This window comes from Oribacterium sp. P9 (assembly GCF_046365365.1).
GTDB lineage: Bacteria > Bacillota > Clostridia > Lachnospirales > Lachnospiraceae > Oribacterium.
In genome coordinates this window covers 33,904-49,222 of the sequence record NZ_JBKEIS010000013.1, presented here as the reverse complement: position 1 = coordinate 49,222, position 15,319 = coordinate 33,904, and the positions used below count along the sequence as shown (strand labels likewise).

General features: G+C 54.4%; 14 protein-coding genes. All 14 read left to right on the top strand.

Annotation, left to right across the window (positions count from 1 at the left end; translation table 11 throughout):
- The 14 genes from ACK8P7_RS08390 (at position 1) to ACK8P7_RS08325 (ending at position 15,311) form a co-directional block, all read left to right on the top strand.
- Entirely contained in the window at positions 1-567 is a 567-nt protein-coding gene (locus ACK8P7_RS08390; RefSeq protein ID WP_410043761.1) for an RNA polymerase sigma factor, read from the top strand.
- Entirely contained in the window at positions 561-1,658 is a 1,098-nt protein-coding gene (locus tag ACK8P7_RS08385; RefSeq protein ID WP_410043760.1) for a hypothetical protein, read from the top strand. Before ACK8P7_RS08390 ends, ACK8P7_RS08385 begins: the two co-directional genes overlap by 7 nt.
- A gap of 34 nt (positions 1,659-1,692) precedes the next feature.
- Positions 1,693-2,808: a DUF4349 domain-containing protein gene (locus tag ACK8P7_RS08380; RefSeq protein ID WP_410043759.1), complete on the top strand. Its 1,116-nt coding sequence runs from the start codon at positions 1,693-1,695 to the stop codon at positions 2,806-2,808.
- A gap of 733 nt (positions 2,809-3,541) precedes the next feature.
- A complete protein-coding gene (gene glmS, locus ACK8P7_RS08375) occupies positions 3,542-5,380 on the top strand; it encodes a glutamine--fructose-6-phosphate transaminase (isomerizing) (protein ID WP_410043758.1) in 1,839 nt (612 codons plus the stop codon).
- Between the two features lie 324 nt (positions 5,381-5,704).
- Positions 5,705-7,093 carry an electron transport complex subunit RsxC gene (gene rsxC, locus ACK8P7_RS08370; RefSeq protein ID WP_410043757.1) on the top strand — a complete coding sequence of 463 codons (1,389 nt, stop codon included), beginning with the start codon at positions 5,705-5,707 and terminating at the stop codon, positions 7,091-7,093.
- Positions 7,093-8,046: an RnfABCDGE type electron transport complex subunit D gene (locus ACK8P7_RS08365; protein WP_410043756.1), complete on the top strand. Its 954-nt coding sequence runs from the start codon at positions 7,093-7,095 to the stop codon at positions 8,044-8,046. Before rsxC ends, ACK8P7_RS08365 begins: the two co-directional genes overlap by 1 nt.
- A complete protein-coding gene (locus tag ACK8P7_RS08360) occupies positions 8,043-8,651 on the top strand; it encodes an FMN-binding protein (RefSeq protein ID WP_410043755.1) in 609 nt (202 codons plus the stop codon). The genes ACK8P7_RS08365 and ACK8P7_RS08360 overlap by 4 nt, the downstream gene beginning before the upstream one ends.
- 13 nt (positions 8,652-8,664) lie before the next feature.
- Positions 8,665-9,354, top strand: coding sequence for an electron transport complex subunit RsxE (gene rsxE, locus ACK8P7_RS08355; RefSeq protein WP_410043754.1), 690 nt, complete (start codon positions 8,665-8,667; stop codon positions 9,352-9,354).
- A 2-nt stretch (positions 9,355-9,356) separates the two neighbouring features.
- Positions 9,357-9,971: an electron transport complex protein RnfA gene (locus tag ACK8P7_RS08350; protein ID WP_410043753.1), complete on the top strand. Its 615-nt coding sequence runs from the start codon at positions 9,357-9,359 to the stop codon at positions 9,969-9,971.
- Positions 9,972-9,987: 16 nt separating this feature from the next.
- Entirely contained in the window at positions 9,988-10,890 is a 903-nt protein-coding gene (locus ACK8P7_RS08345; protein WP_410043752.1) for an RnfABCDGE type electron transport complex subunit B, read from the top strand.
- Between the two features lie 263 nt (positions 10,891-11,153).
- Entirely contained in the window at positions 11,154-11,714 is a 561-nt protein-coding gene (locus ACK8P7_RS08340) for a hypothetical protein (protein ID WP_410043751.1), read from the top strand.
- 15 nt (positions 11,715-11,729) lie between these two features.
- Complete coding sequence (locus tag ACK8P7_RS08335) at positions 11,730-12,254, top strand: hypothetical protein (protein ID WP_410043750.1); 525 nt, start codon at positions 11,730-11,732, stop codon at positions 12,252-12,254.
- 25 nt (positions 12,255-12,279) lie between these two features.
- Complete coding sequence (locus ACK8P7_RS08330; protein WP_410043749.1) at positions 12,280-14,010, top strand: V-type ATP synthase subunit A; 1,731 nt, start codon at positions 12,280-12,282, stop codon at positions 14,008-14,010.
- Positions 14,011-14,018: 8 nt separating this feature from the next.
- A complete protein-coding gene (locus tag ACK8P7_RS08325; protein WP_410043748.1) occupies positions 14,019-15,311 on the top strand; it encodes a V-type ATP synthase subunit B in 1,293 nt (430 codons plus the stop codon).
- The last annotated feature ends 8 nt before the right edge of the window (positions 15,312-15,319 follow it).

Sequence of the window (15,319 nt, the reverse complement as noted above, 5' to 3'; positions counted from 1 at the left end):
ATGAACGATCAGGATATCCTCGACCTCTACTTCGCGAGGTCGGAAAGCGCGATCAGCGCAACGAATGAGAAATACGGAAAGTACTGCCATACGGTCGCGATGAACATACTCTACAGTCACGAGGACAGTGAGGAGTGTGTAAACGATACCTGGCTCCGGGCCTGGGGTGCGATTCCACCGAAGCGTCCGGCCATGCTCCGGACCTTCCTCGGAAAGATCACCCGGAATCTGGCACTGAATCGCTGGGAGCATACCCATGCGGAGAAGCGTGGCCGGGGTGAACCCGCAGCGGCGCTCGATGAGCTCACAGAGTGCGTGGCAGATACCCGGGCGGGACAGCCGGATCAGCTTCCGGAACAGTTGACATTGACCGAATGTATCAACCGCTTTCTGGAACACCAGAAGCCGGAAAACAGGAAGCTTTTCGTCCGCCGCTACTGGTACCTTTCGGAAATCAAGGAAATCGCCGGTGACTATGGCTTTACGGAAAGTAAGGTCAAGATGACCCTGAGCCGCATGCGCGCACAGCTCATGGCTGAGTTAGAAAAGGAAGGCATCTCATGTTGACGAGAGAAGAAAAGGCGCGGCAGCTCCTGCACGCGATGACAGAGATCGAGGATCGCTATATCGCGGAGGCTGCCCCGGAAAATACAGAACATAGCGCGGCTTCGGAAGGGGCTGTGGAGACGGCGACGCTTGTGCAGATGAAGCACGCGGACGTCGAGAAGACGAAAATGGACGCACAGAAGGAAGCGGAGGCGCCAGCGAAAGCAGATATGCCGGACGAAGATCGTCATTCGGAGCCGAAGGTCCTCTATATGAAACCGCAGAAACGCTGGAAGCCGATGGGTATCATTGCGGCCGCTGCGGTTCTTGTAATCGGCTTCGGAGCATATATGAAGACAGAAAAAGCCAGCAACTCGATGGCACCGGTCGCGTTCGTCACCGGTGGAAGCGATATGGCGAGGGCTATCGATGGTGAGGACGAGAGCGCGGCCACCGGAGCTGATCAGGAGTCTGCAGGCGCAGCTGCGATGGAAAGGTCCGCGAGGATGGAAACCGGCGCAGATCCGGACGTCGCCGCAGCGGAAGGTGATCCGGAGATGGCAGCCGAAGCAGCGCCGTATGCGGATCAGGGCACGATGGAAGTGGATGGCAGTGCGCGGATGAAATCCTCAGTGACGGAAACCGGTGCCACACCGGAGGCAGCCTCCTCGGATGCGCAGGAGAGCATGCAGCTGGCGAACCCATGGAGTGACTTCGATTCACTGGAAGAGGCAGAAGCCGATGCACTACTCCAGATTGAACTCCCGGAAAGCTACCAGAATTTTGATCATCGTATTTACCGTTCGATGCATGGCGAGATGCTCGAAATTATCTATCAGGATGCCGACGGGCAGGAGGGCTTCCGTATCCGGAAGAGCCGTGGCTCCGAAGACATCAGCGGTGACTACACAAGCTACGCACAGGAGAAGACGCTGACCAGCGGCGGTCGCTCCGTCACGATCCGCGGAAACGGAGATACGATCTCCGTCGCCACCTGGAGCAATCACAGCTTGAACCTCAGCTACGCCATCTGTGTAGCGGAAGACCAGCACTTCACGGAAGATGATATCCGAAGCCTCGTAGAAGCCATCGATCCAGCGATCTGGAAATAAGAAAAACACATGGCCATACAGAAAGGAGCTGACCATGAAAAGAAAGAGTGATACCACCATAATGAAACGGAAGCGCCTGAACAACACCAGCGTGCGCCTGCTGGCGCTCGCTGCTGCCGGCCTTCTGCTGGTGTCCGGCCTCACGGCCTGTGGTGCCAGTGCCAGTAAAAGCGCTTATGTAAGTGAGACGATGGCAGCTGCCAGCGGTGGCATGTATAACGAAGCCTCAGCAGAAGAGGCCGTCGCCGACTACGACAGCGCAGCGAATATGAAAATGAACAGCGTTTCGCTGCAGGAACGCGGCGATACCGGCACAGACAGCACCGGCGCCGACGGTTCGGTCGATACCACGAAGATCCCGGATTCCCGTAAGCTCATCCGAAACGTCGACCTCAGCTTCGAGACTACCGATTTCGATACCTTCGTACAGGATATTCAGAGTAAGACGACCGCACTTGGCGGCTACATCGAGTCCAGCGATGTAAGCGGTAACGCCTATACCGACCGTCGCCGCAGCGCCTACTTCACCCTGCGCATCCCGAAGCCACAGGTCGACAGCTTCCTGAGCTTCGCTGAGGGAGAAGCCAATCTCACAAGAAAGTACGAGTATACCCAGGACATCACCCTCCAGTATCATGACACCGAATCTAGGAAGAAGGCCCTCCAGGCAGAATATGACCGACTGCTTCAGCTCATGGCGAAGGCCGAATCCGTCGACGCCGTCATCGCCATCGAACAACGCCTGTCGGAGATCCGCTACCAGCTCGACAGCTTCGAATCCGACCTCCGCCGCTACGATAACCAGGTCGATTACTCCACGGTCACGGTCGATGTCAGCGAAACCACCGTCCTCACCGCCTCGGAAAAGAGCGGCTTCTGGAGCCGTGTACAGGCAAACCTCGAATCGAACCTCGAAGACCTCGGTGACGCCGTCACCAGCTTCCTCATCTGGTTCCTGGCGAGCATCCCGGTACTCCTCGTCCTCGCGATCCTCTTTTTCATTATTTACCGCATCGTGAAGGCCATCCGCAGCCGCAGGAAAACCAGAAAATCTGAAAAAGTAAACCCGAACATAGCGGACAAGGTTGCTCCACCAGTAAATTCATCTGAAGAAAGCATTGATCACGAAAACCGAAGGACCGATAACTGAATCGCAGTACTACGAGGTCGGTGTTACTGTTCAAGCGTAGTTAAGTCAAGACGTGGCTCGGCGGACGGCAGCCGGAAGCCATACGAAGAGACCGTGTGAAATCAAGCCGGGTCCCCTTAGCGGCACTTGGTACATTTTCCTTAGCACCCTCTGCAACGCTGAGTTTTCATGAAGAAAACTCAGCGATTGCAGAGGGCCTAGTGCCGCTTAGGGTCCCCGGCTTAGATTTCACCGGTCTCGTAGTACTGTGTTTTCGGCTGTTGTCCGCCGAGCCACGTCTGAACAGTACTGTGTTTCTGTTGCCGTTCTCCGGGGTATGGGCACCGGGCATGATTGCACACCGCCTTGCCGCAGACCTCATTTTGTGCTATAGTTTGCGGCAAATGGATCCTTCCGTCTGGAGACCGGTGATCCATTAGCGCCAGGACCGTAAAGGTCGACGAGGATGACAGTCATCGAAAGACTCGGCGGATGCTGTCACGGAGTAGTGATCGTAAGAGGAAAAAGAAAAAGCGGAATCAACACCGTAACAGAAGTTTCCCCACACTGAACAACACCCATACATCCACAGGGCATGCACGCTGCATGCCCCTGTTCTGTACCCACCGCAGCGGCACTGCATGCTATGCGGGCAGCAGAAACACCCGGCAGACCTCCCGGTGATGCCCGCCCTGCTTTCCTGTGCAGAACGCCCGTCGGATGCATGCGTCTGATCAGTGAGAGGAGATTTTTTATGTGTGGAATTGTAGGATATGTAGGACAGCAGCAGGCAGCACCAATTCTTCTGAACGGCCTTTCGAAGCTCGAGTACAGAGGCTATGACTCAGCCGGCATCGCCGTGCGGAACGAGCAGGGCGAGATCGAGGTCGTGAAGGCAAAGGGACGCCTGAAGAATCTGATGGAGAAGACGAACGACGGCAAGGCGATGAAGGGCACCACCGGCATCGGCCACACCCGCTGGGCGACCCATGGCGAGCCATCCGAGACCAACGCCCACCCGCATATGAGCTTTCATCATAAGGTGGTCGCGGTTCACAACGGCATCATCGAAAACTTCCAGGAAATCAAGGATAAGCTCCTGAAGAAGGGCTATCAGTTCTACAGCCAGACCGATACCGAGGTCGCCGTCAACCTCGTGGACTACTACTATGAAAAGTACGGACAGGGACCGATCGACGCGATCGCACGGGCAATGATGCGGATCCGCGGCTCCTATGCCCTCGAATTCATGTTCATGGACTGCCCGGGGGAGATCTACGTCGCCCGGAAGGACGCACCGATGATCATCGGCGTCGAAGAGGGCGAGACCTATGTCGCCTCCGATGTACCGGCGATTCTCAAGTACTGCAAGAACGTGTACTACATCGACAATTCCGAGATCGCGAAGCTTACCGCCGGAAAGGCAGAGTTCTTCAATCTCGATCAGGAGCCGGTCGAAAAGGAGCTCGTCGAGATCAAGATGGATGCGCAGGCCGCCGAAAAGGGTGGCTTCGAGCATTTCATGATGAAGGAGATCTATGAGCAGCCGAAGGCTGTCCGTGATACGATCACTTCCGTCGTAAAGGATGGTCACATCGATCTGTCCCCCGTCGGCCTCAGTGATGAGGAGATCCAGAAGATTTCGCAGATTTACATCGTCGCGTGTGGCTCTGCCTACCATGTCGGTGTCGTGACACAGTACGTGATGGAGGGCCTCGCCCGGATCCCGGTGCGTGTCGAGCTCGCGTCCGAGTTCCGTTACCGAAACCCGATCCTCGATCCGAACGGCCTCGTAATCATCATCAGCCAGTCCGGTGAGACGGCCGATTCGCTGGCCGCACTTCGTGAAGCGAAGGCACGCGGCATCCGGACCCTCGGCATCGTCAATGTCGTCGGTTCCTCCATCGCACGCGAGGCGGATAACGTGTTCTATACCCTCGCCGGACCGGAGATCGCCGTAGCGACCACGAAGGCATACTCTACCCAGCTCATCGCCGGTTACACCCTCGCCATCGAATTTGCGAAGGTACGGGGCGAGCTCGAGGAGGCGCGCTATGCGGAGCTCATCACAGAGCTTGGAACACTGCCGGAGAAGATCGAGCGCATCCTGCTCGATAAGGAGCGTATCCAGTGGTTCGCCGCGAAGCAGGCCAATGCCAAGGACGTGTTCTTCATCGGCCGTGGCATCGACTATGCGATCGGACTCGAGGGCTCGCTCAAGCTGAAGGAGATCAGCTATATCCACTCTGAGGCCTATGCGGCCGGTGAGCTGAAGCACGGCACCATCTCCCTGATCGAGAAGGGCATCCTGGTGGTCGGCATCCTGACCCAGCCGGAGCTCTTCGAAAAGACCGTGTCGAACATGGTCGAAGTGAAATCCCGTGGCGGTTACCTCATGGGCCTCACAAGCTATGGAAACTACAGCATCGAGGATACCGCAGACTTCACCGTCTACGTACCATCGACGGACCCGTACTTCGCGACCAGCCTCGCCGTCGTACCGCTCCAGCTGCTCGCCTACTATGTGAGCGTCGCCAAGGGCCTCGACGTCGATAAACCGAGAAACCTCGCGAAATCCGTCACCGTGGAGTGAGCTGAGCCGAAGCACGGTCCCGTCTCACCATCGGATTTCAAGAACCGAGCGCTCGGAATCCGCATGCGTGCAGTTCCGCTGCTTCGCATGCAGAAGAAAGCAGCGGTAAATCTTTAAGAAAAAGTCACCAGACCGGAGAAAAACTCCGAGTTGGTGACTTTTTCCAGATATTGACAAATTTTTGTTCATTATGTCATTATTTTAACAAATTTTTTGTTAAAAACATGCACAAAAAGGCGTACATTCGAAGAAAATTCGTTGTCGAGCCTCGCGAATTTGATATAATATATCAGTCTATGATTTTATTTTAGGAGGTATGTGAACATGGGTGTTACCACTTTTAAAGGTGGCGTCCATCCCTATGACGGCAAGGATCTCGCCAAGGATCAGGCGATCGTCGAGCTGAAGCCACAGGGACTCATGGTCTATCCGCTTTCTCAGCATATCGGTGCACCGGCGAAGCCGGTTGTAGCGAAGGGGGATCGTGTCCTCGTCGGACAGAAGATCGCTGAGGCTGGTGGATTTATTTCCGCACCTGTCATCTGCTCTGTATCAGGTACTGTAAAGAGTATCGAGAAGAAGCTGACGGCCGGCGGAGCCATGGTAGACGCAATTGTAGTAGAGAACGACCAGCAGTATGAAGCGATCGAGGGTTTCGGTCAGGCGAGAGACTATACGAAGCTCACGCGTGACGAGATCGTGAATATCGTAAAGGAAGCCGGTATCGTCGGACTGGGCGGAGCAGGATTCCCTACCTCCGTGAAGCTGGCACCGAAGAACATCGATAAGATCGATTATTTCCTCGTAAACGGTGCCGAGTGTGAGCCTTACCTCACCTCCGACTATCGCATCATGCTCGAGGAGCCGGAGAAGATCATCGGCGGCCTCAAGGTCATCCTTTCGATTTTCCCGAACGCGAAGGGCGTAATCGGTATCGAGGACAACAAGCCAGAGGCTGTCCGCACGATGACGGAAGCCGCAAAGGGAGAGTCCAACATCGAGGTTGTGTCACTGAAGACCAAGTATCCGCAGGGTGGTGAGCGCCAGCTGATCTATGCGATCACGGGTCGTAAGATCAACTCCGGTATGCTTCCGGCAGACGCAGGCTGCGTCGTGGACAATGCTGCCACCATGCTCGCCATCTATGAGGCCGTTTGTGAATCGAAGCCGCTCGTTTCGAGAATCCTCACCGTCACCGGTGATGCGATGGCAAAGCCGGGCAACTTCCGCGTGCCGACCGGTATGAACTACCAGGAGATCGTGGATCAGGCCGGTGGCTTCAAGACCGAACCGGAGAAGATCGTCTGCGGTGGACCGATGATGGGTATTCCGCTCTTTAAGCTGGATATCCCGGTAGCGAAGAACTCGAGCTCCATCCTGGCATTCGCACATGATCAGGTTTCCCATGAGCCGACCACAGCCTGCATCGGCTGCGGCCGCTGTGTTTCCGCATGCCCGGAGAACCTCATGCCGACCATGATGTTCAAGGCTGCACTGAAGAAGGATACCGCCCGCTTCACAGCGCTCGAGGGCATGGAGTGTCTCGAGTGTGGTGCCTGCGCATATGTATGCCCGGCGAAGCGTCCGCTCACCCAGGGCTTCAAGGAGATGAAGCGCCGTGTCGGTGCGGAGCGTAGAGCTGCCGCTGCAAAGGCAAAGGCAGAAGCAGAGGCGAAAGCCGCTGAGAAGAAAGCGGAGGAGGTACAGAAATAATGAGTAAACTTTTAAATCTTTCCTCAAATCCGCATATTCGTGACAACGTAACGACTGCGGAAATCATGCGCGATGTCTTCATCGCCCTGATTCCGACGACCCTGTACGGTATCATCCAGTGGGGCTTCAACGCTGCACTCGTATGTATCCTGACGGTCGCTGCTGCTGTAATTTCCGAGCTTGTGTATGAGAAGTGCATGAAGCTGCCGATCACCATCAAGGACTGGTCCGCTGCAGTTACAGGTCTCATCCTCGCACTCAACTGCCCGCCGAATATCCCGGCATGGATTCCATGCCTCGGTGCTGTCTTTGCCATCATCATCGTAAAGCAGCTCTATGGCGGCCTCGGTAAGAACTTCATGAACCCGGCACTCGCTGCCAGATGCTTCCTGCTGATTTCCTTCGCAGGTAAGATGACCAGCTTCACCGGTGTCGGCGCAGATGCACTTTCCGGTGCAACCCCGCTTGCCTTCATGAAGACAAATCCAGACGCGATTGCAAAGATCGACCTCGGTGCTGCCTTCCTCGGACGTATCCCTGGAACCATCGGTGAGGTTTCGAAGCTCTGCGTACTGATCGGTGCAGCCTACCTCATCATCCGTAAGGTGATTTCTCCGAAGATCCCGCTGATCTACATCGGAACCGTTGCCGTATTCACGTTGCTTTTCGGTGGTCACGGCTTCGACCTTTACTATCTCGCCTGTGAGCTCTGCGCCGGTGGACTGATCTTCGGTGCATTCTTCATGGCGACGGACTATGTTACATCCCCGATCACCCCGCTCGGCCAGATCATCTTCGCGATTATGCTTGGTATCCTGACCGGACTGTTCCGTCTCTTCGGCGGCTCCGCAGAGGGTGTTTCCTATGCCATCATCATCTGCAACATCCTCGTGCCGATGATCAATGTGCATACCGTACCGAAGGCTTTCGGAAAGGAGGGCGCTAAGAAATGAAGAAGGATTCATTTATGAAGGACGCGCTTGTCCTTTCACTGATTACACTGATTTCCGGCTGCTGCCTCGGTGGTGCCTACGGCCTGACGAAGCAGAAGATCTATGAGATCAATATGGCTTCCACCATCGCATCCTACAAGCAGGTTATGCCGGCAGAGGAGTACGATGATGAAACCTATGCAGATGCCCTCACCACCGCACAGAGCGATGGAAAGATCGCAGCCGATAATGGCGGCGCTTCCCTGATTTCTGTCGTCGCTGCGAAGGATGCATCCGGTGCAGAAACCGGCTACATCGTCAAGGGCTCAGCCGCTGGTTACGGTGGAAGTGTCATCGTCGTCGTCGGTGTCGATGCAGACCTCAAGGTAACCGGTATTTCCTTCCCGGAAACACTTCCGGAGACGGCAGGTCTCGGTCAGAAGGCTACAGAGCCTGCATTCTATGAGCAGTTTGCCGGCAAGGGCACGAAGCTCTCTGTAAAGAAGGGCGGCGGTGCCGGTGAGGATGAAATCGATGCAATTTCAGGTGCAACCATCACCTCGACCGCGGTTACGAACACGGTCAATGCCGCTACTGAATTTGTTCAGGATTACATCCTTAAGTGAAGGAGGATAGAAGATGAATAAATATGTAGAAAGAATTTATAACGGTATCGTTAAAGAAAATCCTACCTTCATCATGATGCTTGGTATGTGTCCTACGCTGGCAACCACCACGAGTGCGACCAACGCGATCGGCATGGGTCTTTCCACGACCGCCGTACTGGTCATGTCCAACATGCTCATTTCCGCTATTCGTAAGGTGATTCCTGGTCGTATGCGTCTTCCGAGTGAGATCGTCGTCGTTGCATCGCTCGTAACCGTCGTACAGCTCCTCATGCAGGCCTATACGCCGGATGTTTACAGCGCGCTCGGTATCTATATCCCGCTGATCGTCGTAAACTGTATCATCCTCGGACGTGCAGAGTCCTTTGCGCTGTTCAATACGCCGATCCTGTCCTTCTTCGATGGACTCGGAATGGGTCTCGGCTTCACCTTCGCACTCGTTGCGCTCGGTGCATTCCGTGAGATCCTCGGTGCAGGCTCCATCTTCGGCTTCCAGATCATCCCGGATGATTTCCATATCGGTATGATGGTTCTGGCTCCGGGTGCGTTCCTGGTGCTCGCTTTCCTTACCGCGATCCAGAACAAGCTGGGCCTTCCGTCTGCAACCAACGGCGGACAGGAGTCAAACGAATTTGTAACCTCCGGCGATGTGTTCGGTGCATATAACCAGAGCACAGATGCCGCTGACGTGAAGGAGGCATGAGTATGGTAGATCTTCTGTTAATTGCAATTAAATATTCTCTTGTTTCCAACGTCGTTCTGTCTCAGTTCCTCGGAATCTGTGCCTTCCTCGGTGTATCGAAGAAGTCCTCCGCTTCCAAAGGTATGGGCGCTGCCGTTATCTTCGTTACGGTACTGGCATCGATCGTTTCCCACCTGATCTATGTGGGCATCATGAGCGCAAGCTCCCCGATCTGTAAGGCACTGGGCATCAAGGATGGTCTCGATTTCCTGAACACCATCGTCTTCATCCTGCTCATCGCCGCACTCGTGCAGCTGGTTGAGATGTTCATGAAGAAGAACATGAAGAGCCTCTATGATGCGCTCGGTGTTTACCTTCCGCTGATCACCACGAACTGCGCCGTACTCGGTGTTGCACTGAACAACGTAAGCTATGGCTTCAACATGATCGAGTGTATCGTATACGCACTCGGCATCGGTATCGGCTTCGCCCTCGCCATTCTCCTCCTTTCTTATGTTCGTGAGAATGTGCTCGAGGATAACAAGGACATCCCGCGTTCCTTCCAGGGCGCACCGATCGTTCTTCTGACGGCGTGCCTGATGTCCATGGCATTCTTCGGATTCCAGGGTCTGATCTGATAGGAGGGTAGAGAAAATGGTATTATTTGTCGTTGTTGCTGCCATCCTGGTCGGAGCTGTCGGTTTAGTCATCGGCATCTTCCTGGGCGTGGCTTCCGAGAAGTTTAAGGTTGAAGTAGATGAGCGTGAAGCGAAGGTCAGAGACTGTCTGCCAGGTAACAACTGCGGTGCCTGCGGATTCCCGGGCTGTGATGGCTGTGCGAAGGCCATCGCAAGCGGTGAAGCTGCCGTCACCCAGTGTCCGGTTGGTGGTGCTGCGGTCGCTGAGAAGATCGCTGAGGTGATGGGTGTCAAGGCGGAGCCGATCGACGAGTCCAGCAAGATGGTCGCGTTCGTACGCTGCCAGGGTGACTGCTCGAAGGCGAAGCAGGCATACCACTATTCCGGTATCGCAGACTGTTCCGATCTTGCGGTCGTACCAAACGGTTCCGAGAAAGAGTGTGCATTCAGCTGCTGTGGTTACGGTACCTGCGTGAAGGCCTGTGCATTCGATGCGATCCACATCGTAAACGGTGTCGCTGTCGTCGATAAGGAGAAGTGTGTGGCCTGTGGTGCCTGCATGAAGGCCTGCCCGAAGCACATCATCGATCTCGTTCCGTATAAGAAGAAGCATAACGTTGCCTGCCAGAACCATCTGAAGGGCAAGGCGGTCAAGGATGCCTGCGCGACCGGATGTATCGCCTGCGGTATGTGCGAGCGTAACTGTCCGTTCGATGGTATCCATATCGTGAATGATCTTGCAGTGATGAACGAGAACTGTAAGGACTGCGGTATCTGTGCCCAGAAGTGTCCGACCGGTGCCATCACTGGTAAGCGCCCGGTGGTCAAGAAGCCGGCTGCTCCGACCGCTCCGAAGGCTGCAGAGACTGCACCGACGCCGAAGGCCGCTGAAACAGAGGCTACGAAGCCAGAAGCATAAATATGTATAGAAGAGAGTCTGTGTCTTTTATGACACAGGCTCTTTTTTGTATGTATTAAATAGACATGCTGTATGATAAGATACAAGATGTTGATCCTATCGAAGTTCAGGTACTATAGTTTCCGAAAATAGATAGTAAAAAAGGAAGAAATCTCCGAAATATTAAAATCACATAAAGAATCTTTACTAATAAATTTTTAACAATTATAATTATCTGAATTGGGATTACCAAAATATTAACATTGCATACAAGGAGGAGGCCTATGGAATTACAGATTCAGGATCTGGTTACATCGATTCGCAAAGAGGGTGTCGATGCAGCAAACGCTGAAGCTGACTCTATCATTGCGGAAGCCCGTAAAAAAGCAGACGCAATTATTTCCGATGCAAAGGCAGAAGCTGCTGCTGCGAAAGCAGGCGCAGAAAAGGAAATCGGAGTCATGAAGGAAAGTGCCGCTGTCAGTGCAGAGCAGGCAAAGCGTGACGCCATGCTCTCGTTTAAGACGGAGGTTCAGAAGGAATACGAGAAGCTTCTGAAGAACGATATCCGCAAGGAACTGCCCGGTGCCGCGCTGGGTAAGCTGATTCGTGCCGCACTGGCGGGCGAGGATGTGGCGCAGTACAGCGCAGAGGTCGCTGCTGTATCCGATGAGCTGAAGGCAGAGCTCGCCGACGAGGTTCGAAACGGCCTCGAGATCAAGCCGACCAGAGGCGTCAATGCCGGTTTCCGTCTGACAGCCAAGGATGGATCAGGATACTTCGACTGTACCGATGATGCGATCGCAGAGATGATGATGCCGTACTTCAGAAACCTTGAAATCTGATAGGAGGTACTGCTCATGGCTTCGCATTATTATTATCTGATATCGAGCCTGCCGGAACTCCGGAGTGACGGAGATATGCCACTCAGCTATCAGGAATTTCTTGATTTATGTGAATCCACCGTCAGCCGTGGCACGTATAAGCTCTTATCGGAGCTCACACTGAACTCGGCGGAGGGCCCGCTCGTAAAGGAGTGGAACCAGGTGTACGGTGCGATGACGAAGGAGCTGAATTATCAGCGTAGCATGAAGCTCGGAAAGAGCTATCCTGCACCTTCCACGAAGGATTACGTGACGGCACAGGTCGTCGGCTCCGCACTTACCGCGAAGAATCCTCTGGAGGCAGAGCAGATCATGCTGGATTTCTCATTCCAGCAGCTGGATCAGCTGGTAGGTCTTCATATGTTTGATGACTATGTACTGTTCGGCTATGCGCTGAAGCTGAAGCTGCTCGAACGTCAGAGAAGCTTCGAACACGAGAAGGGTCAGGCCGAGTTCCGCCGCCTGCTCCGTGTCGTGCAGCAGCGCGTTTACAGTTTGTAACAAGTAGAAATATCGGGAGACATATATGGAAACAATAACAGGACATGTAACTGGCATTAACAGTAACATGGCGAATGTAAGCTTCGACGGTGCCGTCCGTAAGAACGAGGTAGGCTATATCCTCGTCGACGGAAAGCGCCTGAAGGGTGAGGTCATTCGTATCAATAACGGAATCGCCAGTATGCAGATTTATGAGATGTCAAATGGCATCAAGGTCGGTGATCCGGTCGAGTTTACCGGTGAGCTGATGAGTGTTGATCTGGGTCCGGGACTTCTGACACAGATCTATGATGGACTTCAGAACCCGCTTCCGGAGCTTGCAGAGCAGTGTGGCTTCTTCCTGCAGAGAGGTGTATACCTCGACGCGATCCCGGATAAGGACTGGGAATTCACACCGAGCGTAAAGGCAGGGGACAGCGTTGTGGCCGGTGATACCATCGGAACCGTTCCGGAGGGTATCTTCACCCACCATATCATGGTTCCGTTCACCCTGAAGGGGGATGACTGGACCGTAAAGTCCATCAAGGAAAAGGGAACGTATAATGTAAGTGCCACCATCTGCGTCATCGAGAACAGCCTCGGTGAGCAGAAGGAGCTCAGCATGGTGATCACGCAGCCGATCAAGCAGCCGATCAAGTGCTACGCAGAGAGACTTCGTCCGGATGAGCCGCTGATCATGCAGCTTCGTTGTGTCGATACCTTCCTGCCGATCGCAAAGGGCGGTACCTTCTGCGTACCTGGTCCGTTCGGCGCAGGCAAGACCGTTCTTCAGCACATGGAGGCGAAGAACGGAGAATCTGATATCGTAATCGTCGCTGCCTGCGGAGAGCGTGCCGGTGAGGTCGTTGAAATCCTGAAGGAATTCCCGGAGCTGGATGATCCGCGTACCGGTCGTTCCCTGATGGAGAGAACCATCATCATCTGTAATACCTCTTCGATGCCGGTTGCCGCACGAGAAGCATCCTGCTATACCGCAGTAACCCTCGCAGAGTATTATCGTCAGATGGGTCTCAATGTTCTTCTTCTGGCAGACTCTACCTCCCGCTGGGCCCAGGCCATGCGAGAGATGAGTGGACGTCTCGAGGAGATTCCGGGTGAGGAAGCCTTCCCTGCATACCTTGAGTCCACCATCGCCGCCTTCTATGAGCGTGCCGGTAAGGTCCGTCTGAAGGATGGCTCCATCGGTTCAGTCACCATCGGCGGTACGGTATCCCCGGCCGGCGGTAACTTCGATGAGCCGGTAACACAGGCAACCCTGAAGGTCGTCGGCGCTTTCCACGGACTGAGCCGTGAGCGTTCCGATGCACGTAAGTACCCGGCGATCAATCCGACGGAATCCTGGTCGAAGTATACCGGCATCATCCCGATGGATCGTGTAGAAGAGAGCCGCAGTATTCTGAAGAGAAGTATCGAAATCAACCAGATGATGAAGGTCGTCGGTGAGGAAGGTACGACGGCAGAAGATTACATCACCTATCAGAAGGGTGAGCTTCTCGATGCCGTTTACCTCCAGCAGAACTCCTTCGATCCGATCGATGCGGCCGACTCTCCGGAGAGACAGCGTGTCGAGTTCGATCTTCTTTACGATGCACTGATGCAGCAGTACGACCTCGAGGACAAGGATGAGATTCGTTCCTTCTTTAACCAGCTGAGACAGGAGTTCCTGGACTGGCACGGAACCGAATTTAATTCAGACGCTTTTGAAGCACAGAAGAATAAGATCGCTGATTTCTATAAATCAAAGGCAATCGCTTAGGAGGTCTTATGCAAAAAGTATATACAAAAATTGAGTCGATCGTCGGTAACGTCGTTACCGTCCGTGCAGAGGGCATCCGAAACGGAGACCTCGCACTGGTCGGTGACAGTTACGCGAATGTAATCAAGCTGGATAAGGATCTCGTATCCCTCCAGGTATTTGCCGGTGCACAGGGTGTCAGCACGAACGACCCGGTGCGTTTCCTCGGCAGACCGATGCAGGTTTCCTTCTCCGAGCATCTGCTCGGCCGTATCTTTAACGGTGCCGGTGTACCGAGAGATAACGGTCCTGCCCTGACCGAAAACATGGTCGATATCGGCGGACCATCCTTCAACCCGGCGAAGCGAGTAATTCCGAAGCACATGATCCGTACGGGTATCCCGATGATCGATGTGTTTAACACCCTCGTCGAGAGCCAGAAGCTCCCGATCTTCTCCATCTCCGGAGAGCCGTATAACCAGCTGCTTGCGCGTATCGCACTGCAGGCAGAGGTTGATGTCATCGTGCTCGGCGGTATGGGCCTCAAGTATGACGACTACCTGACCTTCCGTGACACCCTCGAAAAGGGCGGCGCGATGAGTCACACCGTCATGTTCATTCATACCGCAGCGGATCCTACCGTAGAGAGTACGCTGGTTCCGGATATGTCCCTCGCTGTCGCAGAGCAGTTCGCCCTCGAGGGCAAGAAGGTACTCGTACTTCTCACGGATATGACGAGCTACTGCGATGCACAGAAGGAGCTCGCGATCACCATGGAGCAGGTACCTTCGAACCGAGGTTACCCGGGCGATCTCTACAGTATGCTCGCATCCCGTTACGAGAAGGCCGTGGATATCGATGGCGCAGGTTCCATCACGATTCTCGGTGTAACCACGATGCCTGGTGATGATGTCACTCACCCGGTACCAGATAACACCGGCTACATCACCGAGGGTCAGTTCTATCTTCGAAATGGACACATCGAGCCGTTCGGTTCCCTGTCCAGACTAAAGCAGAACGTCAACGGCAGCACCCGTGACGACCACCGTGCACTGATGGATGGTATGATCAAGCTCTATGCACAGTACAAGGAGAGTCTGGAGAAGAAGTCCATGGGCTTCGCGATGAGCTCCTGGGATGATAAGCTCCTCAAGTATGGTCAGCTCTTCGAATCGAAGCTGATGGACCTCAGTGTAAACATTCCTCTCGAGAAGGCACTGGATCTCGGCTGGGAAATCCTCGCGGAGTGCTTCGAGCCGAACGAGACCGGTCTGAAGACCAGCCTGATCAAGGAGAGATGGCCGAAGAAGCTGGATGAGTAAAGGAGCAG